This is a genomic window from Enterobacter sp. BIDMC 27 (assembly GCF_000534415.1).
GTDB classification, from domain to species: Bacteria; Pseudomonadota; Gammaproteobacteria; order Enterobacterales; family Enterobacteriaceae; genus Enterobacter; species Enterobacter hormaechei_C.
In genome coordinates this window covers 4,011,170-4,032,537 of record NZ_KI973178.1, presented here as the reverse complement: position 1 = coordinate 4,032,537, position 21,368 = coordinate 4,011,170, and the positions used below count along the sequence as shown (strand labels likewise).

At 55.4% G+C, this 21,368-nt stretch carries 13 protein-coding genes; 9 read left to right on the top strand and 4 right to left on the bottom strand.

Annotated features, from left to right (window positions below):
* Window positions 1-247: 247 nt before the first annotated feature.
* Entirely contained in the window at window positions 248-976 is a 729-nt protein-coding gene (gene ubiG / locus L463_RS03895) for a bifunctional 2-polyprenyl-6-hydroxyphenol methylase/3-demethylubiquinol 3-O-methyltransferase UbiG (RefSeq protein ID WP_006811346.1), read from the bottom strand.
* A 146-nt stretch (window positions 977-1,122) separates the two neighbouring features.
* On the opposite strand from ubiG, the gene gyrA reads away from it, so the two are divergent.
* Together gyrA and rcsC are read left to right on the top strand one after the other, a co-directional pair.
* Complete coding sequence (gene gyrA, locus L463_RS03900) at window positions 1,123-3,759, top strand: DNA topoisomerase (ATP-hydrolyzing) subunit A (protein WP_017693022.1); 2,637 nt, start codon at window positions 1,123-1,125, stop codon at window positions 3,757-3,759.
* 135 nt (window positions 3,760-3,894) lie between these two features.
* Window positions 3,895-6,741 carry a two-component system sensor histidine kinase RcsC gene (rcsC, locus tag L463_RS03905; RefSeq protein WP_017693023.1) on the top strand — a complete coding sequence of 949 codons (2,847 nt, stop codon included), beginning with the start codon at window positions 3,895-3,897 and terminating at the stop codon, window positions 6,739-6,741.
* Between the two features lie 84 nt (window positions 6,742-6,825).
* On the opposite strand, the gene rcsB is transcribed toward rcsC, so the two are convergent.
* Both rcsB and rcsD read right to left on the bottom strand, forming a co-directional pair.
* Window positions 6,826-7,476 (bottom strand): response regulator transcription factor RcsB, encoded by a 651-nt coding sequence (rcsB, locus tag L463_RS03910; protein ID WP_003859405.1) that lies wholly within the window; start codon window positions 7,474-7,476, stop codon window positions 6,826-6,828.
* 16 nt (window positions 7,477-7,492) lie between these two features.
* Entirely contained in the window at window positions 7,493-10,165 is a 2,673-nt protein-coding gene (gene rcsD, locus L463_RS03915) for a phosphotransferase RcsD (RefSeq protein WP_032102717.1), read from the bottom strand.
* Window positions 10,166-10,909: 744 nt separating this feature from the next.
* Between rcsD and L463_RS03920 the strand changes: the two genes are divergently transcribed.
* From L463_RS03920 to mgtE, 6 genes are all read left to right on the top strand, one after another.
* Window positions 10,910-12,004 (top strand): porin OmpC, encoded by a 1,095-nt coding sequence (locus L463_RS03920; RefSeq protein ID WP_023304135.1) that lies wholly within the window; start codon window positions 10,910-10,912, stop codon window positions 12,002-12,004.
* A gap of 114 nt (window positions 12,005-12,118) precedes the next feature.
* Window positions 12,119-13,174: an FAD:protein FMN transferase ApbE gene (gene apbE / locus L463_RS03925; protein WP_032104974.1), complete on the top strand. Its 1,056-nt coding sequence runs from the start codon at window positions 12,119-12,121 to the stop codon at window positions 13,172-13,174.
* A 72-nt stretch (window positions 13,175-13,246) separates the two neighbouring features.
* On the top strand, window positions 13,247-14,305 hold the full coding sequence (gene ada / locus L463_RS03930) for a bifunctional DNA-binding transcriptional regulator/O6-methylguanine-DNA methyltransferase Ada (RefSeq protein ID WP_032104976.1): 1,059 nt from the start codon (window positions 13,247-13,249) through the stop codon (window positions 14,303-14,305).
* Window positions 14,305-14,955 (top strand): DNA oxidative demethylase AlkB, encoded by a 651-nt coding sequence (gene alkB / locus L463_RS03935; RefSeq protein ID WP_032104978.1) that lies wholly within the window; start codon window positions 14,305-14,307, stop codon window positions 14,953-14,955. Before ada ends, alkB begins: the two co-directional genes overlap by 1 nt.
* A gap of 76 nt (window positions 14,956-15,031) precedes the next feature.
* Complete coding sequence (locus L463_RS03940; RefSeq protein ID WP_017383408.1) at window positions 15,032-16,675, top strand: multidrug ABC transporter permease/ATP-binding protein; 1,644 nt, start codon at window positions 15,032-15,034, stop codon at window positions 16,673-16,675.
* A gap of 140 nt (window positions 16,676-16,815) precedes the next feature.
* The gene (gene mgtE / locus L463_RS03945) at window positions 16,816-18,252 is read left to right on the top strand and encodes a magnesium transporter (RefSeq protein ID WP_006811337.1); all 1,437 of its coding nucleotides are present in this window, start codon (window positions 16,816-16,818) and stop codon (window positions 18,250-18,252) included.
* Here the strand turns inward: mgtE and L463_RS03950 are convergent.
* Window positions 18,215-19,510, bottom strand: a complete 1,296-nt coding sequence (locus L463_RS03950) for a SulP family inorganic anion transporter (RefSeq protein WP_032103276.1) — start codon at window positions 19,508-19,510, stop codon at window positions 18,215-18,217. The two genes, mgtE and L463_RS03950, sit on opposite strands and share 38 nt — an antisense overlap.
* A 187-nt stretch (window positions 19,511-19,697) precedes the next feature.
* On the opposite strand from L463_RS03950, the gene mqo reads away from it, so the two are divergent.
* Entirely contained in the window at window positions 19,698-21,347 is a 1,650-nt protein-coding gene (mqo, locus tag L463_RS03955) for a malate dehydrogenase (quinone) (RefSeq protein WP_032103229.1), read from the top strand.
* Window positions 21,348-21,368 lie beyond the last annotated feature (21 nt).

Genomic DNA, 21,368 nt, shown 5'->3' with positions numbered 1-21,368 from the left:
CGATAAGAAGAACGCTATATGGTGAGTATTCTAGTATCGAATCTTTTCAGCACAAGGGTTGATTTTGACGTTAAATTGAGGTTGTGAAAGGGTAAAAAAGGCTAAGTCCTCGTGCCGTAAGGCCTGGAAGAGATGTCAATAATTAAGAAAAAAAATTCAAAATTTGATCGAGTGCTGATTTCTTCAACGGGAGGTCAGAATTGCGCAACATGATGTCGCGCAATCATTATAAGAATAACGGATGACGTTAGTCGTTTTTGGCGGTTGTGTGCAACATATAGTTAACATCCACACCTGGGGCCAGTTTGAATTTATCCGTCAGCGGATTGTAGTGCAGGCCCGTCATGTGCTGCTCCTTAAGCCATGTCTGGTCAACCCAGCCCAGCAGTTCGGCAGGCTTGATGAACTTCTTCACGTCGTGCGTCCCTTTCGGCACCATGCGCAGCACGTATTCCGCGCCTACCACGGCCATCAGCCAGGCTTTGCCGTTGCGGTTGATGGTCGAGAAGAAGACCTGTCCACCCGGTTTCACCAGTTTTGCACAGGCGCTGACCACCGACTGCGGATCGGGAACGTGCTCCAGCATCTCCATGCAGGTCACCACGTCATACTGGTGCGCATGTTTTGCCGCGTGCTCTTCCACGGTTTCCTGGACATATTCTACCTGTACGCCGGACTCCAGCGCATGAAGACGCGCAACCTGTAGAGGTTCGAAGCCCATGTCCAGACCGGTGACGGTGGCCCCTTCACGCGCCATACTTTCCGCCAGGATGCCGCCGCCGCAGCCGACGTCGAGCACTTTCTTACCGAACAGACCGCCGGAACGCTCCGCGATATAGCCCAGACGCAGCGGGTTAATACGATGCAGAGGTTTGAACTCACCTTCGAGATCCCACCAGCGGGACGCCACCGCTTCAAATTTGGCAATCTCTTCGTGGTCAACGTTGTGAGCCACCGGGGATTTTTCGGCATTCATGGGCGCTTTTACTCCTTATTTAGCAAGACAAATAAGTATATCAGGCAATCCCTGTGAATAAAGCGTATAGGTTTACCTGTATCACCGCGGCTGTGTTATAATTTGCGACCTTTGAATCCGGGATACAGTAGAGGGATAGCGGTTAGATGAGCGACCTTGCGAGAGAAATTACACCGGTTAACATCGAGGAAGAGCTGAAAAGCTCCTATCTGGACTATGCGATGTCGGTCATTGTTGGCCGTGCGCTGCCGGACGTCCGCGATGGCCTGAAGCCGGTACACCGTCGCGTACTATACGCCATGAACGTATTGGGCAATGACTGGAATAAAGCCTACAAAAAATCTGCCCGTGTCGTTGGTGACGTAATCGGTAAATACCATCCTCATGGTGATTCCGCGGTGTACGACACCATTGTCCGTATGGCGCAGCCCTTCTCGCTGCGTTACATGCTGGTAGATGGTCAGGGTAACTTTGGTTCTATCGACGGCGACTCCGCCGCGGCAATGCGTTATACGGAAATCCGTCTGGCGAAGATTGCCCATGAGCTGATGGCTGACCTGGAAAAAGAGACGGTTGATTTCGTTGATAACTACGACGGCACGGAAAAAATTCCTGACGTTATGCCAACGAAGATCCCAAACCTGCTGGTGAACGGTTCGTCCGGTATCGCCGTCGGTATGGCAACCAACATTCCACCGCACAATATCACGGAAGTGATCAACGGCTGCCTGGCCTACATTGACGATGAAGACATCAGCATTGAAGGGCTGATGGAACACATCCCGGGCCCGGACTTCCCGACGGCGGCAATCATCAATGGCCGTCGCGGTATTGAAGAAGCGTACCGCACCGGTCGCGGCAAGATTTACATCCGTGCCCGCGCCGAAGTGGAAGCGGACGCTAAAACCGGCCGTGAAACCATTATTGTTCACGAGATCCCGTATCAGGTGAACAAAGCGCGACTGATTGAAAAAATCGCCGAGCTGGTAAAAGAAAAACGCGTTGAAGGCATCAGCGCGCTGCGTGACGAGTCTGATAAAGACGGTATGCGCATCGTGATTGAAATCAAGCGCGACGCGGTGGGTGAAGTTGTGTTGAACAACCTTTACTCCCAGACTCAGCTTCAGGTCTCCTTCGGTATCAACATGGTTGCGCTGCACCATGGCCAGCCGAAGATCATGAACCTGAAAGAGATCCTGAGCGCGTTCGTGCGTCACCGCCGTGAAGTGGTGACCCGTCGTACCATCTTCGAACTGCGCAAAGCGCGCGACCGTGCCCATATCCTTGAAGCACTGGCCGTTGCGCTGGCGAACATCGACCCGATCATCGAGCTGATCCGCCGTGCGCCGACGCCGGCAGAAGCGAAGGCGTCGCTGGTTGCGCGTCCATGGGATCTGGGCAACGTGGCGGCAATGCTGGAACGTGCCGGTGATGACGCTGCGCGTCCTGAGTGGCTGGAACCGGAATTCGGCGTGCGTGACGGTCAGTACTACCTGACTGAACAGCAGGCCCAGGCGATTCTGGATCTGCGTTTGCAGAAACTGACCGGCCTTGAGCATGAAAAACTGCTCGACGAGTACAAAGAGCTGCTGGAGCAGATTGCCGAGCTGCTGCATATCCTGGGTAGCGCAGAGCGCCTGATGGAAGTGATCCGTGAAGAGCTGGAGCTGGTTCGCGATCAGTTCGGCGACGAGCGTCGCACCGAAATCACGGCCAACAGCTCTGATATCAACATTGAAGATCTGATCAACCGCGAAGACGTGGTAGTGACGCTGTCTCACCAGGGCTACGTGAAGTATCAGCCGTTGACCGACTATGAAGCACAGCGTCGTGGCGGTAAAGGCAAATCTGCGGCGCGTATTAAAGAAGAAGACTTCATTGACCGTCTGCTGGTGGCCAACACCCACGACACGATCCTCTGCTTCTCCAGCCGGGGCCGTCTGTACTGGATGAAAGTCTATCAGCTGCCGGAAGCGAGCCGTGGCGCGCGGGGTCGTCCTATCGTCAACCTGCTGCCGCTGGAAGCGAACGAACGTATCACCGCTATTCTGCCGGTACGCGAGTACGAAGAGGGCGTGAACGTCTTTATGGCGACCGCGAGCGGTACCGTGAAGAAAACCGCGCTGACCGAGTTCAGCCGTCCACGTTCTGCCGGGATCATCGCGGTGAACCTGAACGAAGGCGATGAGCTGATCGGCGTGGATCTGACCTCCGGTTCTGATGAAGTCATGCTGTTCTCTGCCGCCGGTAAAGTGGTGCGCTTTAAAGAGAACGCCGTGCGCGCAATGGGTCGTACGGCGACCGGCGTGCGTGGTATCAAGCTGGCGGGTGAAGACAGCGTGGTTTCCCTGATCGTTCCGCGTGGCGAAGGCGCAATCCTGACCGTCACCCAGAACGGCTACGGTAAACGTACGGCGGAAAGCGAATACCCGACCAAGTCTCGCGGCACGCAGGGCGTTATCTCCATCAAAGTGACCGAGCGCAACGGTTCCGTTGTTGGCGCGGTGCAGGTGGACGACGCGGACCAGATCATGATGATCACCGATGCCGGTACGCTGGTGCGTACCCGCGTGTCTGAGATCAGCGTGGTGGGTCGTAACACCCAGGGCGTAATCCTCATCCGCACTGCGGAAGATGAAAACGTCGTCGGTCTGCAACGCGTTGCTGAGCCGGTGGATGACGAAGAGCTCGACTCTATCGACGGCAGCGTTGCGGAAGGGGATGATGAAATCGCCCCGGAAGCGGACACCGATGATGAAGTAGCGGATGACGCTGACGAGTAACGTCTCCTGACGCATAAAGGGCCGGTTTCCGGCCCTTTTGTTTTGCGCAAGCAGACAAGTGAACGTTGCGACAAGCCGCGTTTACCGCTACCTTAACCACATTCTTTTTGACCCCGACGGCGGAGCCTCGCCCCTTTGAAATACCTCGTCTCCTTTCGTACCACGTTAAAAGTCTCTCGCTATCTGTTTCGGGCGCTTGCGCTACTGCTATGGTTGCTGGTGGCACTGCTCTCGGTGTTTTACATCGTTAACGCGTTACACCAGAAAGAAGCGGAGATCCGCCAGGAGTTTAACTTAAGCTCGGATCAGGCTCAGCGCTATATCCAGCGCACGTCTGACGTGATGAAAGAGCTTAAGTATATTGCTGAGAATCGACTCACGGCGGAGAACGGCATTCTTGCTATCCGCGGTCGGGATGAAAAAACCGAAGTACCTGATTTCGAACCGCTCTTCCCGGACTCCGATTGTTCCGCCATGAGCAAAGCCTGGCGTGGTTCACTGGAGTCCCTCTCATGGTTTATGCGCTACTGGCGCGATAATTTCTCGGCCGCCTACGATCTGAACCGTGTCTACCTGATTGGCAACGAAAATCTCTGCATGGCGGATTTCGGCCTGCGGGATATGCCCGTCGAACGCGAAGACGCGCTGAAAAGTCTGCATGAGCGTATAGTGAAATACCGCAATGCGCCTCAGGAAGAGCGCGGGAACAACATCTTCTGGATAAGCCAGGGGCCGCGCATGGGCGTCGGCTATTTCTATGCCCTGACTCCGGTTTACCTCGGAAACCGCCTGCAAGCGCTGCTGGGGATTGAACAAACCATCCGTATGGAAAACTTCTTCACGCCGGGCAGTCTGCCGATGGGCGTGACCATTCTGGATGAAAACGGCCATCCGCTCATCTCCCTTACCGGGCCTGAAAACCGCCTGAAGGTGGAACCCAGCTGGATGCAGGAGCGGTCATGGTTTGGCTATACCTCCGGGTTCCGCGAGCTGGTGCTGAAGAAAAGTTTACCGCCATCGTCGCTGAGCATTGTCTACTCGCTGCCGGTGGACAAGGTCCTGGAGCGCATTCGCATCCTGATCCTTAACGCCATTTTGCTGAACATCGCGGTAGGCGTCGCGCTGTTTATGCTGGCGAGAATGTATGAGCGGCGGATCTTTATTCCGGCGGAAGCGGATGCTCAGCGTCTGGAAGAGCATGAGCAGTTTAACCGTAAAATTGTCGCCTCGGCGCCGGTAGGGATCTGCATCCTGCGTACTCAGGACGGGACAAATATCCTCAGTAACGAGCTTGCCCATAACTACCTGAACATGCTCACGCATGAAGACCGCCAGCGGTTAACGCAGATCATCTGCGGTCAGCAGGTTAACTTTGTGGATGTGCTGACCAGCACCCACACCAACCTGCAAATCAGCTTCGTCCATTCTCGCTACCGCAATGAAAACGTGGCCATTTGCGTGCTGGTGGACGTCTCTGCGCGCGTGAAAATGGAAGAGTCATTGCAGGATATGGCGCAGGCGGCGGAGCAGGCCAGTCAGTCGAAATCGATGTTCCTCGCGACCGTCAGCCATGAGCTGCGTACGCCGCTGTACGGCATTATCGGTAACCTCGATCTGCTCCAGACCAAAGAGCTGCCGAAAGGGGTCGACCGGCTGGTGACGGCCATGAACAACTCGTCCAGCCTGCTGCTGAAAATCATCAGCGATATTCTCGACTTCTCTAAAATTGAATCCGAGCAGTTGAAAATAGAGCCGCGCGAGTTCTCCCCGCGCGAAGTGATGAACCATATCTGCGCTAACTACCTGCCGCTGGTGGTGCGTAAACAGCTTGGGCTGTACTGCTTTATCGAGCCGGATGTGCCGCTGACGCTGCATGGCGATCCGATGCGTCTGCAACAGGTCATCTCAAACCTGCTGAGCAACGCCATCAAATTCACCGATATCGGCTGTATTGTGCTGCACGTCTGTCGGGCAGGGGAGTACCTGACCATTCGCGTGCGCGACACGGGTGTTGGCATTCCGGCGAAAGAGGTCGTTCGCCTGTTCGATCCGTTCTTCCAGGTGGGAACTGGCGTCCAGCGTAATTTCCAGGGGACCGGGCTAGGTCTGGCGATTTGCGAGAAGCTTATCAGTATGATGGATGGAGATATCTCCGTCGATACAGAGCCAGGCATGGGCAGCCAGTTCACCATTCGTATTCCGCTCTATTCGGCGCACTATCCGGCGAAAACCACCGTCGACGGGCTGAGCGATAAGCACTGCTGGCTGGCGGTGCACAACGCCTCCTTACATGATTTCCTGACCTCGATGCTGACCAGCAGCGGCGTGCGGGTTTCACGCTACGAAGGCCAGACGCCGGACGCGGATGACATGCTGATCACCGACGTTGAGCCGGAGCAGGCGTGGGCGGGGCGCGGCGTAGTGATGTTCTGCCGCCGTCATATCGGTATTCCGCTTGAGCGTTCGCCTGGGGTATGGGTGCACAGCGTGGCGACACCGCACGAGCTGCTGGGCTTGCTGGCGCGTATTTACAGTGTGCAGCTTGAGGACAGCGACGGCGCCACCGTGCTGGCTTCCCCTGATGAGCTGGCGTCGGTGAACGACGATATGATGATTCTGGTCGTCGACGATCATCCGATTAACCGTCGTCTGCTCGCAGATCAGCTTGGCTCTCTGGGCTATCAGTGTAAAACGGCCAATGATGGCGTGGATGCCCTGAATGTCTTAAGTAAGAACCATATTGATATTGTGCTCAGCGATGTGAACATGCCTAACATGGACGGCTACCGTCTGACGCAGCGTATCCGACAGTTGGGGCTGACGCTGCCGGTGGTAGGGGTGACAGCCAACGCGCTGGCGGAGGAGAAGCAGCGCTGTCTGGAATCGGGAATGGACAGCTGCCTGTCGAAGCCGGTCACGCTGGATGTACTGAAGCAGACGCTGTCCGTGTATGCGGAGCGGGTACGAAAAGCGAGACAATAAAAAAGGCCCGAAAGGGCCTTTTTTATTTCTCCGGCGGTTGTAGGCCGGGTAAGCGCGAGCGCCACCCGGCGTAGACAGCGAAGATCAATCTTTGTCCGTTGCGCTCAGCGTCACGGAAGAGAGATAGTTCAGCAGGGCGATATCGTTATCCACACCCAGCTTCATCATCGCGGATTTTTTCTGGCTACTGATGGTTTTAATACTGCGGTTCAGCTTTTTGGCGATTTCAGTGACCAGGAAACCTTCAGCGAACAGACGCAGAACTTCACTCTCTTTAGGCGAGAGACGCTTGTCGCCATAACCACCCGCGCTGATTTTTTCAAGCAGGCGTGAGACGCTCTCAGGAGTGAATTTCTTCCCTTTCTGTAGCGCCGCCAGCGCTTTTGGCAGATCGGTAGGTGCGCCTTGTTTCAGCACAATCCCTTCAATATCGAGATCCAGAACGGCGCTCAGGATCGCCGGGTTATTGTTCATGGTCAGAACAATGATCGAAATGTCCGGGAAGTGGCGTTTAATGTATTTGATGAGCGTGATCCCATCACCGTACTTATCTCCAGGCATGGAGAGATCGGTAATGAGCACGTGCGCATCAAGTTTAGGCAGATTGTTAATGAGGGCTGTGGAATCTTCAAATTCACCGACTACATTCACCCACTCGATCTGTTCAAGTGATTTGCGAATACCGAACAGTACAATCGGATGGTCATCGGCAATAATTACGTTCATATTGTTCATGTATAAGGCTACCTTGCTACAGCAAGCTCTTGACGTAAGCGTCAATGTCGCTGATGTATTTTTCAATGCCAGAGGCATCTTTCTCACGAATTAGATGTTCCAGCGTTTCACATAACTGCTTGCCGGGAACCAGATTAAGCATGGCAAACACCCCTTTAAGCCGGTGTGCTGTCTGTGCCAGCGCTGCAAAATCCTGCGCAGCGGACTCAGTATACAACCGCTTAACATCATCTGGTACTGTATCAACGAAGAGCGAATAATATCCGCTGGCATGGAGTTCGGCATTTTCATCGCCGCCTAACGGTGACTCCAGGATCTCTTCCTGCGCCAGATTCTCTTCAATCAGTTGTAATACAGCTTCCTGCATTGCATTGCTCATATTAAAGTTGACGCGCAGCTGCCCAGGGCCGATTTTCCGCACGCCTGGCTCATCATCGCTTAAAAGCAAGCCTGAGGCAGTAAGATTAGACGGATTATCAGTTAAAAATAGATCAAATTCTTGACTCGCGAGCCTTTCGTCCGGGGTAATGCAGGACGCCCCCCAGTTTTCCAGCTGACGAACGACGATATTACGGATCTCACTGGAGGTCACATCCACCATCACCACCACATCGTCCAGCAGACGCTCTTCATCCTCTTCCTGGGGATTCGCCGCCATTTTCACGTGTAAAGAGTAGCGGGTGCCGAGGGATTCGCGCGCCTTGATGTTCAGATGACCGCCCAGCTTACGCGCCAGCTGATCGCAGAGCCAGAAGGTGAGGGCATTCGCCTTGCCGTAGTGGTCGCGCTGGGTATCGTTCAGGAACGGGAAGTGCAGGTTATCAATTTCGCTCACTGTGACGCCTTTGCCCGTATCCAGAATGCGGAACGTCAGACGATCGTCGGTGGACTCATCGGTGCTGACTTCAAGGGTGATCTTGCCGATCTGCGTCGTGGTGACGGCATACTGTATCAACATCATCAGGATGCGACGCAGGGCATCGCGATCGCCGTGACGTTCGTCGTTGGCCGGTAAATGGTTGTTGATCAGCAGCTGGAGTCCCTTGCGCTTGATCACCGGCAGGACTTCCGGCACCACCTCATCAATCAGGTCCTGGATGGAGAAGAGCGTAGGGGTGCCTTTCCAGATATCATTTTCCAGCATGTTCGCAAGCTGGATTTCGTCCACCAGACGAACCAGTGAATCGGCCTGGCTGCTTAGCTGTCGGCTTTCCGGCGTGCTCAGATCAGCAATCTGCGTGGCGAGTGACTTCAACGGTTGTTTAAAGGCATCGCCAATATTTTGCATAAACGCCGCGCGGCCATGTTGGTTTTTCTCGTACAGCCTTTGCGCCTGCTTGAGCTTTTTATTCACCAGCACTTCGCGATCCTGATCGCGAATGATGAAGATTTGCGTGCGCGAGGCGACCTGACTGCGGAACTGGCGGATCTCATACAGTTCATTATTAACGGTGGCCTGAATAACGCCCTGGTGCTGGTCCGCCATGGCCGTAATATTTTGCAGGTTAAGATGCGGCAGAAGGTGATCGGCAATTTTATTGCTCATTACCGTGCGGTTAGCCTCCTGGTCGTGAACGAGCACCCCAAGCGGTAGCACGGAAATAATCTCTTCATTCAGGGCACGAAGAATGCGCAACTCGTTGCTGGTCCCGGCTGATACCGACGTCGAGTCGCTCTGGCGGCCCGACTGGAAACGGAAGGTGCTGTAGCCAAACAGCGCCAGCGCCAGCAGGCCAATATTCAGCAACAGCGGCAGCAGAATGTTTTGCAGAGTATCAAGCATCAGGGTGCCAAAAGGCACCTGCCACACCAGACGCATACCGGTTGAGTTGAGCGATGAGGCAATCTCAATCTTTGAGCCATTAAAGGAGATCGCTACGCTGTCCGCGCCTTCTTTATCCGACGGCGTGCGCATATTTTGGGTGCTGTTGTCTGGCTCCAGACGGAAACTGTCCAGCGGCATATCCGGTGGGATGAGATCGTTAATCGGCAGGTCGAAGGCAACCACGGTCGCCAGATGGCCCGGCTGGTTAAAGGTGGTTCGCAGCGTAAAGTAGTGGCCATTCTGCCAGGCAAGACGGCGTAATGACGAGAAACTTTCTCGCTCGTCCAGCGCGTTGGCCTGTTGCAGCATTTCTGCCCGACGGGAATCCACAATACTGCCAACGGTGGTCTCTTTAAAGCCGGACGAGAGATCCTTAAGCGGCAGGGTCGAGATCAGGATCATGCTGTTGTCCTGACCGTTCAGGTAATACATTGACCACGGTACGGTCTCGGCGCCCCACAGGGTGTCCAGATAGGAGGAGATCCGCTGCGTCATCTCAAGCGTTGCGCTGTCGTGCGAGCCGAAAATCAGGGCTTCCGTCTTGCGCTGCGGTTTTTCAAGGTAATACACATCCTGCTTAAGGCGCGTTTCCTGCAACCCTTCGCCTGACGAGGTGGCAGGCGCGGCAGCGATATTGTCGTAGATTTGCCAGGTCGCATAGCGCCACGTATCAATGCGCTTATGCACCGCATGGGTGATATCGACGATTTGATAGCTTTTATCTTTAAGCCAGGTATTAACGGCGCTCTGAACCATCACCCCCATTGTGACTAACAGCACAACGATCAACAGAAGAAAGAAACGGGTGATGCTGCCCGGTAGAAGGGAGAATTTGCTCGGGGCGGTAGTTTCAGTCTGACTCATCGATGTGTTTAACCCGTAATGGCCGCGCGGTAATGGGATAGGGCAGTATAAAGGGTAATAACTGAATTTCCAGCGTCGTTAACGGTATGACCTTGACTTTTTATCCGGGTAAGCGGCTTCAACGTCCCCGGATGAAAGGTGTACAAAACCCCGTGAAATGTATAAATACGCGATCGCACCGGCGGGAAAATAGCACGAATAAACAAGAAATTAATTTCAATAGCATAAAAAAGAATTCAGCGAAAGCCGGATGCTGGATTTAGTTAATAGTCGTTATCATTTCTGAGGGGTAGCACATAAAATGTAGGCTGACGTAAAGAAAGGTAAAAAAAAACCGAATGCGAAGCATCCGGTTCAATTAGGGATAAACAGACATTCAGAACTGAATGACGGTAATAAATAAAGTTAATGATGATAGCGAGAGTTATTTTAGTGGTGTTGAAGGGAATTTTTTTGTCATTCAGTGCTGTACTGTTTTTTAAGCTAATCAATTGTATTAAATAGAATATATTTTTGTTTTGATTATCCGTGCTATATTTTTAAACTATTTATGCTCTGTAAAAGTTCCTTCAAATTTACAAATTGAAACATGTTGATGGTAAAGTGAGACATCTTCAAAGTTTTCGTATCATATTCCTGTTGGATTATTCTGCATTTTTGAGGAGAATGAACTTGCCGACTGGTTAAGAGGGTTGACCAGTAAGCAGTGGTAAATAATAAGGCATATAACAGAGGGTTAATAAAATGAAAGTTAAAGTACTGTCCCTCCTGGTACCAGCTCTGCTGGTGGCAGGCGCAGCAAATGCGGCTGAAATTTATAACAAAGACGGCAACAAATTAGATCTGTACGGTAAAGTGGATGGTCTGCACTATTTCTCTGATGACGACAGTGCAGACGGCGACCAGACCTACATGCGTCTGGGCTTCAAAGGCGAAACTCAGGTTAACGACCAGCTGACCGGTTACGGCCAGTGGGAATACCAGATCCAGGGTAACTCTGGTGAGAACGAAAACAACTCATGGACGCGTGTGGCGTTCGCAGGTCTGAAATTCGCTGATGCGGGTTCATTCGACTACGGTCGTAACTACGGCGTTGTTTACGATGTGACTTCCTGGACCGACGTTCTGCCGGAATTCGGCGGCGATACCTACGGTTCTGACAACTTCATGCAGCAGCGTGGTAACGGCTTCGCGACCTACCGTAACCAGGACTTCTTCGGTCTGGTTGATGGTCTGAACTTCGCGTTGCAGTACCAGGGTAAAAACGGCAGCGCAAGCGGCGAAGGCCAGACCAACAACGGTCGTGACGCGCTGCGTCAGAACGGTGATGGCTACGGCGGCTCTCTGACCTACGATCTGGGCGAAGGCTTCGCTATCGGTACGGCAGTCACCAGTTCTAAACGTACTGCTGACCAGAACGCTGCGGGCTACTACGGTGAAGGCGATCGCGCAGAGACCTATACCGGTGGTCTGAAATACGACGCGAACAACATCTACCTGGCTGCACAGTATACTCAGACTTACAACGCGACCCGTGCGGGCGACCTGGGCTGGGCTAACAAAGCGCAGAACTTCGAAGTGGTTGCGCAGTATCAGTTCGACTTCGGTCTGCGTCCATCCGTGGCGTACCTGCAATCTAAAGGTAAGGACCTGGAAAACGGCTACGGCGACCAGGATCTGCTGAAATATGTTGATGTTGGCGCGACTTACTACTTCAACAAAAACATGTCCACCTACGTTGATTACAAAATCAACCTGGTTGATGAGAACGACTTCACTCGCGCAGCAGGTATCGGTACTGACGATATCGTCGCGCTGGGTCTGGTTTACCAGTTCTAATTGCTCATACAGCGACAAAGGGGCCATCAGGCCCCTTTTTTCATGCTTTTTTAGGGTCTTACAAATACGCTGTTTTAGTGTACTCTTGCCGCCCTGGCATGAGGATAATAACCAATGGATATGACTTTTTTACGCGCCAGCGTTCTGGCGACTTTTTTACTCCTGACCGCGTGTGACTCTTCCACACAGCCCGCAAAAATCGACGCACCCGCCGCGACGGTGCTGGAAGGGAAAACCATGGGGACCTTCTGGCGCGTCAGCGTGATGGATATTGATAAATCCCGCGCTGAAGAATTACGCGGTAAAATTCAGGCGCAGCTGGATGCCGACGATCAGCTACTCTCTACCTATAAAAATGACTCAGCGCTGATGCGTTTCAATCGCTCCAGCAGCACCTCGCTGTGGCCGGTGAGCGAAGCGATGGCCGATATCGTCACGGAATCCATGCGCGTGGGCTACAAAACCAACGGCGCAATGGATGTGACCGTGGGGCCGCTGGTGAACCTGTGGGGATTTGGCCCCAACAAGCAGCCGGTGACTACACCCGATCAAGCCGCCATCGACGACGCCCGCGCCCGTACGGGGTTACAGCATCTGGCGGTGATCTCCCAGTACGGTCAGCAATACCTGCAAAAAGATATTCCCGACCTGTTTGTCGATCTCTCCACGGTAGGCGAGGGGTATGCTGCGGATCATCTCGCGGCCCTGATGGCGCAGGAAGGCATTCCGCGTTATCTGGTTTCCGTCGGGGGCGCGCTCGTCAGCCGGGGCATGAACGCCAGCGGCAGGCCGTGGCGAGTGGCCATCCAAAAACCAACCGATCAGCAGAACGCGGTGCAGGCGATTGTCGACATCAACGGGCACGGTATAAGCACCTCCGGAAGCTACCGCAACTATTACGAGCTGGATGGCAAACGTATCTCGCACGTGATTGATCCGCAAACCGGACGCCCGATTATCCACAACCTGGTGTCCGTGACGGTGATAGCCCCAACCGCGCTGGAAGCGGATGCCTGGGATACCGGATTGATGGTGCTCGGCACGGAGAAGGCCAAAGAGGTGGTGCGTCAGGAAGGGCTGGCCGTCTATATGATCACCAAAGAGGCTGACGGATTTAAAACCTGGAGTTCGCCGCAGTTCAATAGCTTCCTGGTGAGCGAAAAAAATTAAAAAGCAAGGTTGCGGGTTTTTGTTCGGTGGCGTTCAGGCAAGCTGAGCGTATGCTTGTAAGAGGAGCCGATAATGAAAAACACAACCTATCTTACCGATGAGGATCGCTGGCAGGCCGTACTGGCCCGCGATCCGCGTGCGGATAACCAGTTTGTCTTTGCCGTGCAGACGACCGGCATTTATTGTCGTCCGTCCTGCCGCGCCCGCCACGCGCTGCGTAAAAATGTCTGCTTTTATCCTGATGCTCACCAGGCCGCGCAGGCGGGTTTCCGCCCCTGTAAGCGCTGTAGGCCAGACCAGGTCGACCCTATGGCGCAGAAAAAGGCCAACATTGCGCTGGCCTGTCGACTGCTTGAACAGGATGCCGCGCTGAACCTGGAGGCACTGGCGCAGCAGGTTGCCATGAGTCCGTTCCATTTCCACCGCTTGTTTAAATCCGTCACCGGCATGACGCCGAAAGCATGGCAGCAGGCCGCGCGTGAACAACGCCTGCGCACCCTGCTTGCACAGGGCGGTAAAATCACCGACGCCGTACTTGCCGCTGGCTTTCCGGACGGCAGCAGCTACTACCGTAAAGCCAACGGCGCGCTGGGCATGACGGCAAAACAGTACCGCAACGGAGAGGCTGCGGTCCGCTATGCCATCAGTGACTGCTCGCTGGGCCGCTGTCTGGTGGCGGAAAGCGAGCGCGGGATCTGCGCAATACTGCTGGGTGATGACGACGCCGGGCTGACGGCTGAGCTGCTGTCACTGTTTCCGCTTGCCGTCCGTGAACCGATGGAAGGCGCGTTTGCCGGGCGTGTTCGGCAGGTTATTGCCTCTGTCGACAGCCGCGCGACGCCGCTGACGCTGCCGCTGGATATCCGTGGTACCGCCTTCCAGCAGCAGGTCTGGCAGGCGCTGCGGGCTATCCCCTGCGGTGAGACGGCAAGCTATCAGCAGGTCGCAAAGGCCATTGGCAAACCCAATGCCGTACGTGCCGTGGCGGGGGCCTGCGGTGCCAACAAACTGGCGATAGTCATCCCCTGTCACCGCGTGGTGTGTAACGACGGTGCGCTGTCGGGTTATCGCTGGGGAGCAGCGCGTAAGATGCTATTGTTGAAACGTGAGGCGAGCAACCCGGAGGGATAATGCTCGATCTTTTTGCTGATGCTGAACCCTGGCACGAGCCGCTCGCGCCGGGGGCGACGATCCTGAGACGATTCGCGCTTTCCCGCGCGGCGGCGCTGTTCGACGGTATTGATGCCGTCAACGCCCGTTCGCCGTTTCGCCATATGGTTACGCCGGGCGGGTATACCATGTCCGTGGCGATGACCAACTGCGGCGAACTGGGATGGGCGACGAATGAGCGGGGCTATGTATATGCCGCGAACGATCCGCTGACGGATCAGCCGTGGCCGCCGATGCCGGAGGCGTTTCAGGCGCTGTGTCATGACGCCGCCGTGGCGGCCGGCTATCCTGATTTTCGACCCGATGCCTGTCTTATCAACCGCTATGCCGTTGGGGCAAAGCTCTCCTTGCATCAGGATAAGGACGAGCCGGACCTGCGCGCGCCGATTGTCTCGGTATCCCTTGGGCTGCCCGCTGTCTTTCAGTTTGGCGGCCTGCGGCGCAACGACCCGCTCAAACGGCTGATGCTGGAGCATGGTGATGTGGTGGTCTGGGGCGGTGAATCACGGCTTTTTTACCACGGTATTCAGCCGCTTAAACCTGGCGATCACCCGGTGGCGGGGGCATTTCGCTACAACCTCACGTTCCGTCAGGCGGCATACAGAGAATAAAAATAAGAATTATTCTTGATGTGTGTGAAAGGCAGTTTACACTGCTGGCTGATTTTTCTTGTCCGGATTGCTCTGCATGCAACTACTTCTTCTTGTCTGGCGGCAGTATCGCTGGCCTTTTATCGCGGTGATGGCGTTAAGCCTTGCCAGCGCGGCGCTGGGGATCGGCCTGATTGCCTTCATTAACGTGCGTTTGATCGAAATGGTCGACACGTCACTCTCAGTCCTGCCGGAATTTCTGGGTTTACTGCTGCTGCTGATGGCAGTCACGCTCGGGTCACAGCTGGCGCTGACCGCCCTCGGCCACCATTTCGTTTTCCGTCTGCGCAGTGAGTTCATCAAACGGATCCTTGATACTCAGGTGGAACGCATCGAACAGCTGGGAAGTGCCTCTCTGCTGGCGGGGCTGACCAGCGATGTGCGCGCCATTACCATCGCCTTTGTGCGCCTGCCGGAGCTGGTGCAGGGGATCATCCTGACATTTGGCTCGGCAGCCTATCTCGCCTGGCTCTCCAGCAAAATGCTGGCGGTGACGGCGCTGTGGATTGTTATTACCATCTGGGGCGGGTTCCTGCTGGTATCACGCGTCTATAAGCACATGGCGGTGCTGCGCGAAACGGAAGACAAGCTCTATAACGATTATCAGACGGTGCTGGAAGGGCGCAAAGAGCTGACACTGAACCGCGAGCGTGCCGAGCATATCTTCAACCATCTCTATATCCCGGATGCGCACGAATATCGTCATCACATTATCCGCGCCGATACGTTCCACCTGAGCGCCGTGAACTGGTCCAATATCATGATGCTGGGCGCGATTGGCCTGGTGTTCTGGATGGCGAACAGCCTGGGGTGGGCGGATACCAACGTGGCGGCAACCTACTCCCTGACGCTGCTGTTTTTACGTACGCCGCTGCTGTCGGCCGTAGGCGCACTGCCGACGCTGCTGAGCGCTCAGGTGGCCTTCAACAAGCTGAAGAAATTCGACCTTGCGCCGTTTAAGGCTGAGTTCCCGCGCCCGCAGGCCTTCCCGAACTGGCAAACGCTGGAGCTGCGTAACGTTACCTTCCGCTATCAGGATAACGCCTTCTCCGTAGGGCCGATAAACCTGACCATTCACCGCGGCGAACTGCTGTTCCTTATCGGCGGCAACGGCAGCGGCAAATCTACGCTGGCGATGCTGCTGACGGGCCTCTACCAGCCGCAGGCGGGTGAAATTTTGCTGGATGGTAAAGCGCTGAGCGCGGAGAAACCGGAGGATTACCGCAAGCTCTTCTCGGCGGTATTTACCGACGTCTGGCTGTTCGACCGGCTGCTGGGACCGGAAGGGCAGCAGGCGGATCCGGCGCTGGTGGAGAAGTGGCTTGCGCACCTGCAAATGTCACACAAACTGGAGCTACAGGATGGCAAAATCCTGAATCTCAAACTGTCGAAAGGGCAGAAGAAACGCGTGGCGCTGCTGCTGGCGCTGGCCGAAGAGCGTGACATCATCCTGCTGGATGAGTGGGCCGCCGATCAGGACCCGCACTTCCGTCGCGAGTTTTATCAGGTCCTGCTGCCGCTGATGCAGGCGATGGGGAAAACCATTTTTGCCATCAGCCATGACGATCACTACTTCATTCACGCCGACCGTCTGCTGGAGATGCGCGACGGCAAGCTGAGCGAGCTGACCGGCGATGAGCGCGATGCAGCGTCACGGGACGCGGTGGCGCGTACGGCCTGATTGCAATTGTGCCGGGTGGCGCCCGGCACACTAATTTTTCATATATGCCGTTTTTTTCTCCATCCCGACCCGCCGTTTATTCTTATTTACATATCCCCGCGCTATGCTTAACGCCAACTCATTTAATGGATTTATGATTGATGTCGGTATTAAAGAAAAACAGCGCCAGGCAGCGTGACCAGGAGCGTGCGCGGCTCATCTGGCTCCTGACGACCGATAAAGCGGTCACGTCAACGTTATTGGGTAAGCTAACCCTGGCTGAGCAATATGATGTCGGCACGCTGGCCGACGATATTGCTGAGGTAGGTGCGCTGGTTGCACATTTACCGCCCCCGGACCTGGCGGACACCCTGGAGGCATTGCCTTCCGAAGAGCGCCACGCCCTGTGGCGGCTGGTGCAGGATCACGAGCGCGGTCAGGTATTGCTTGAAGCCTCGGAAAACGTCTGGGATGACCTTATCGATGAGATGAGCGACCGGGACATCCTTGACGCCCTGCAAACGCTGGATATCGATGAGCAGATTTACCTCGTTCAGCATCTTCCGCGCAACCTGACCGGACGCCTGCTGGCTTCCCTGCCTGCTGAAGAGCGGGCGCGTGTGCGTCAGGTGATGCACTACGAGAAAAACAGCGTCGGCGCGATCATGGAGTTTGGCGTCATCACCGTGCGCCCGGACGTCACCCTGGGTACGGTGCAGCGCTATCTTCGTCGCCTGGGCAGTATGCCGGACAACACCGATAAACTGTTCGTCACCTCGCGGGATAAAACTCTGCTCGGGGAGCTGGAGCTGAAAACGATCCTGCTGAACAGCACCCAGCAGCGGGTGAGTGAGGTCATGGAAACCGAGCCGATGGTCTTCTCGCCGGAAGACGATGCCGAAAAAGCGGCGCGTACCTTCGAACGTGATGACCTGGTGAGCGCGGCGGTGGTGGATTCGGTGGGCAAGCTGATGGGGCGTCTGACCATCGATGAGATCGTTGACGTGGTCTATGAAGAGACCGATAACGACCTGCGTGCCCTTGGCGGGATCAGTGCCGAAGATGACGTTCATGCCTCCGTCGGCAAGGCCGTCAAAACGCGCTGGGCGTGGCTCGCCATCAATTTATGCACCGCGTTCGTGGCGTCCCGCGTTATTGACGGCTTCGAACATACCATTTCCCAGCTGGTGGCCCTGGCGTCGCTGATGCCGATTGTGGCGGGGATCGGCGGGAACACCGGCAACCAGACTATCACCATGATCGTTCGCGCCCTGGCGCTGGAAAACATACAGCCGGGTAATTTCTCGTGGCTGATTTTCAGGGAGATGGGCGTCGCGCTGATTAACGGCCTGGTCTGGGGCGGCATCATGGGCGGCATTACCTGGTGGCTGTATGATGATATGGCGCTGGGCGGGGTCATGATGCTGGCGATGGTGCTGAACCTGCTGGTGGCGGCGATGATGGGCGTGATTATCCCGTTGACCATGACCCGGCTGGGGCGCGACCCCGCGGTGGGGTCGAGCGTGATGATCACCGCCATTACCGATACCGGCGGTTTCTTTATTTTTCTTGGACTGGCGACGATTTTTCTTCTGTAGCCAGCGCTTTTTGCTTAAGTCGGGCAGGGAGGATGAACATCGTCACAATCCCGCCCAGCACGCCAATCGCCAGGTTGCCGGTGAAAACCGTTGCCACAACCGTCACCAGCATCACGACGGTTTCAGCCACCGGCGCGTTTTTCAGCGTTCCGGGCTGAACGCTATGCCAGCTAAAGGTCTTGACGGCCACAATGGCCATAATTCCCGCCAGTACCGCCATCGGAATTTTGGCCATCACCTCGCTGAGCGCCGTAACCAGCACCAGCAGTACGATGCCCGCCGCAAGGGTGGAGATACGGCTTCTGCCTTTCCCCATCTCCACGTTAACGATGGTCTGCCCAATCATCGCGCAGCCCGCAATGCCGCCGTAGAACCCGGCCATAATATTGCCCACGCCCAGCCCGATGCTCTCGCGGCGCTTACTGGAGGGGGTAGCGGTCAGCTCGTCCACCAGTTTTGCCGTCAACAAGGATTCCAGCAGGCCAACGAAAGCGATACTTAGCGCGCACGGCCAGATGATGCTCAGGGTTTCCAGATTGAGCGGCACCAGCAGTTGCGTAAAGCCCGGCAAACCGCCGCCCATGGAACCTTCATCCCCTACCGTCGGCAGGATTTGCCCGCTGGTGACGGTGAACAAAGTCAGCAGCACAATGGCAATCAGCGGGGAGGGCACGCTTTTGATATAGCGTGGCACCCACAGCACAATCAGCAGCGTCAGCACGAACAGGCCCACAATCAGCGGGCTTCGGCTCCAGAAATGGGGCACCTGGGCAAAGAAAATCAAAATGCCAAGGGCGTTAACAAACCCGGTCATCACCGACTGGGGAATAAAGCGCATCAGCCGCGCCATACCCAGCGCGCCGAACAGGATCTGAATCACGCCTGCCATCACCACTGCGGGCAGAATGTACTGTACGCCGTGTTGATGGACCATCGGCCCAATCACCAGCGCGACGGAACCTGCCGCCGCCGTCACCATGGCCGGACGCCCGCCGAGCAGGGAAAGGGCGAAACAGAGCACCACGGAGGCGATAAGGCTCACTTTCGGATCCACGCCCGCGACCACGGAAAACGAAATCACTTCCGGGATCAGCGCCAGCGCGGTAATCACACCGGCCAGGGTTTCGCGCATCAGACGGTGAGGCGAACGTAAAACAGTGGCGACATGGCCTTCTTGAGGTACAGACGAGTGGGGTAATGACATAACAATTCGCTGGTAGGGGCAGGCTTCCGTGCGCGCGATCACAAAGTGCAGCATGATAGCCAGGAAAATCGTCGGGTGCCAGCCTGTCTGCCAAATCCCTACAAACAATCCATCATTAAATTTCACAATTACAATAATTTCGTAACCTTTAAACAATATTTAAAAGTTGCTACCGTGCCACCGCAGCGTGTTTCACCTGTAATTTCCACGCATCAAGCACTATTCAACTAAGGCATAAATGATGAAAAAAATGACTGCCGTGCTCTTTTCTCTGGCCGTGGGGCTGAACGCCGTCTCGATGGCAGCGAAGGCTGACGCACCAAAAGAGCAGGAAACGGATGTCCTTTTAATTGGTGGCGGCATCATGAGCGCCACGCTGGGAACGTATCTTCAGGAATTGGAGCCGAACTGGTCCATGACCATGGTCGAGCGCCTCGATGGCGTGGCACAGGAAAGCTCTAACGGCTGGAACAACGCCGGGACGGGGCACTCGGCACTCATGGAACTGAACTATACGCCGCAGAAAAAGGACGGTTCCATTAGTATCGAGAAGGCGGTAGAGATCAACGAAGCGTTCCAGATCTCACGTCAGTTCTGGTCTCACCAGGTGAACAGCGGTGTGTTGCACAATCCGCACTCCTTCATCAACACCGTACCGCACATGAGCTTTGTGTGGGGCGATCAAAACGTCAACTTCCTGCGCGCGCGCTACGCTGCCCTGCAACAGAGCACGCTTTTCCGCGGGATGAAATACTCTGAAGATCACGCTCAAATCAAAGAGTGGGCGCCGCTGGTCATGGAAGGCCGCGATCCGAACCAGAAAGTAGCGGCGACCCGCACTGAAATTGGTACTGACGTTAACTACGGTGAAATCACCCGTCAGCTGGTGTCCTCTCTGAAGAAAAAAGAGAACTTTAACCTGCAACTCAGCTCCGAAGTGCGTGGTTTCAAGCGCAACGCGGATAACAGCTGGAGCGTGACCGTTGCCGATCTGAAAAACAACGAAGCCGAGCATGTGATTAAGGCGAAGTTCGTGTTTATCGGTGCGGGCGGCGCGGCGCTGAAACTGTTGCAGGAGTCCGGTATTCCGGAAGCGGACGACTACGCGGGCTTCCCGGTCGGCGGCCAGTTCCTGGTGTCGGAAAACCCGGAAGTGGTTAACCGTCATCTGGCTAAAGTGTACGGTCAGGCCTCTGTGGGCGCACCACCGATGTCCGTTCCGCATATCGACACCCGCATGCTGGACGGTAAGCGCGTAGTGCTGTTCGGGCCGTTCGCCACATTCTCCACCAAATTCCTGAAAAACGGTTCCCTGTGGGATCTGCTGAGCGCGACCACGACGTCAAACGTTAAGCCAATGATGGACGTGGGGCTGGATAACTTCGATCTGGTGAAATACCTGATTAGCCAGGTGATGCTCTCTGATGAAGAACGCTTCGAGGCGCTGAAAGAGTACTATCCGCAGGCGAAGAAAGAAGACTGGCGTCTGTGGCAGGCGGGTCAGCGCGTGCAGATTATCAAACGCGATCCGAAAGAGGGCGGCGTGCTGCGTCTGGGTACCGAAGTGGTAAGCGATAAGGATGGCACCATTGCCGCGCTGCTGGGGGCATCTCCGGGGGCGTCTACCGCTGCGCCAATCATGCTGCACCTGATGGAAAAAGTGTTTAAGGACAAAGTATCCAGTCCGGAATGGCAGGCGAAGCTGAAAACCATTATTCCATCCTACGGTACGAAGCTGAACGGTAACGTTGAAGCCACGGAACAAGAGCTGGAATACACCAGCCGCGTTCTGCAACTGCAATACGTCAAACCGCAGGCTGCGGATGCTGCGCCAAAGGCAGAGCTGAAGCCTCAGGCGGAAAGCAAGCCGGTAGCGGATATCGCGCTGTAAGGTAAACGCAAAACGGTAACA

What these genes read in the sequence shown, in the direction of transcription:
- ubiG (WP_006811346.1), bottom strand. Translation starts at nt 976, where the DNA reads ATGAATGCCGAAAAATCCCCGGTGGCTCACAACGTTGACCACGAAGAG.
- gyrA (WP_017693022.1), top strand. Translation starts at nt 1,123, where the DNA reads ATGAGCGACCTTGCGAGAGAAATTACACCGGTTAACATCGAGGAAGAG.
- rcsB (WP_003859405.1), bottom strand. Translation starts at nt 7,476, where the DNA reads ATGAACAATATGAACGTAATTATTGCCGATGACCATCCGATTGTACTG.
- rcsD (WP_032102717.1), bottom strand. Translation starts at nt 10,165, where the DNA reads ATGAGTCAGACTGAAACTACCGCCCCGAGCAAATTCTCCCTTCTACCG.
- L463_RS03920 (WP_023304135.1), top strand. Translation starts at nt 10,910, where the DNA reads ATGAAAGTTAAAGTACTGTCCCTCCTGGTACCAGCTCTGCTGGTGGCA.
- apbE (WP_032104974.1), top strand. Translation starts at nt 12,119, where the DNA reads ATGGATATGACTTTTTTACGCGCCAGCGTTCTGGCGACTTTTTTACTC.
- ada (WP_032104976.1), top strand. Translation starts at nt 13,247, where the DNA reads ATGAAAAACACAACCTATCTTACCGATGAGGATCGCTGGCAGGCCGTA.
- alkB (WP_032104978.1), top strand. Translation starts at nt 14,305, where the DNA reads ATGCTCGATCTTTTTGCTGATGCTGAACCCTGGCACGAGCCGCTCGCG.
- L463_RS03940 (WP_017383408.1), top strand. Translation starts at nt 15,032, where the DNA reads ATGCAACTACTTCTTCTTGTCTGGCGGCAGTATCGCTGGCCTTTTATC.
- mgtE (WP_006811337.1), top strand. Translation starts at nt 16,816, where the DNA reads ATGTCGGTATTAAAGAAAAACAGCGCCAGGCAGCGTGACCAGGAGCGT.
- L463_RS03950 (WP_032103276.1), bottom strand. Translation starts at nt 19,510, where the DNA reads ATGCTGCACTTTGTGATCGCGCGCACGGAAGCCTGCCCCTACCAGCGA.
- mqo (WP_032103229.1), top strand. Translation starts at nt 19,698, where the DNA reads ATGAAAAAAATGACTGCCGTGCTCTTTTCTCTGGCCGTGGGGCTGAAC.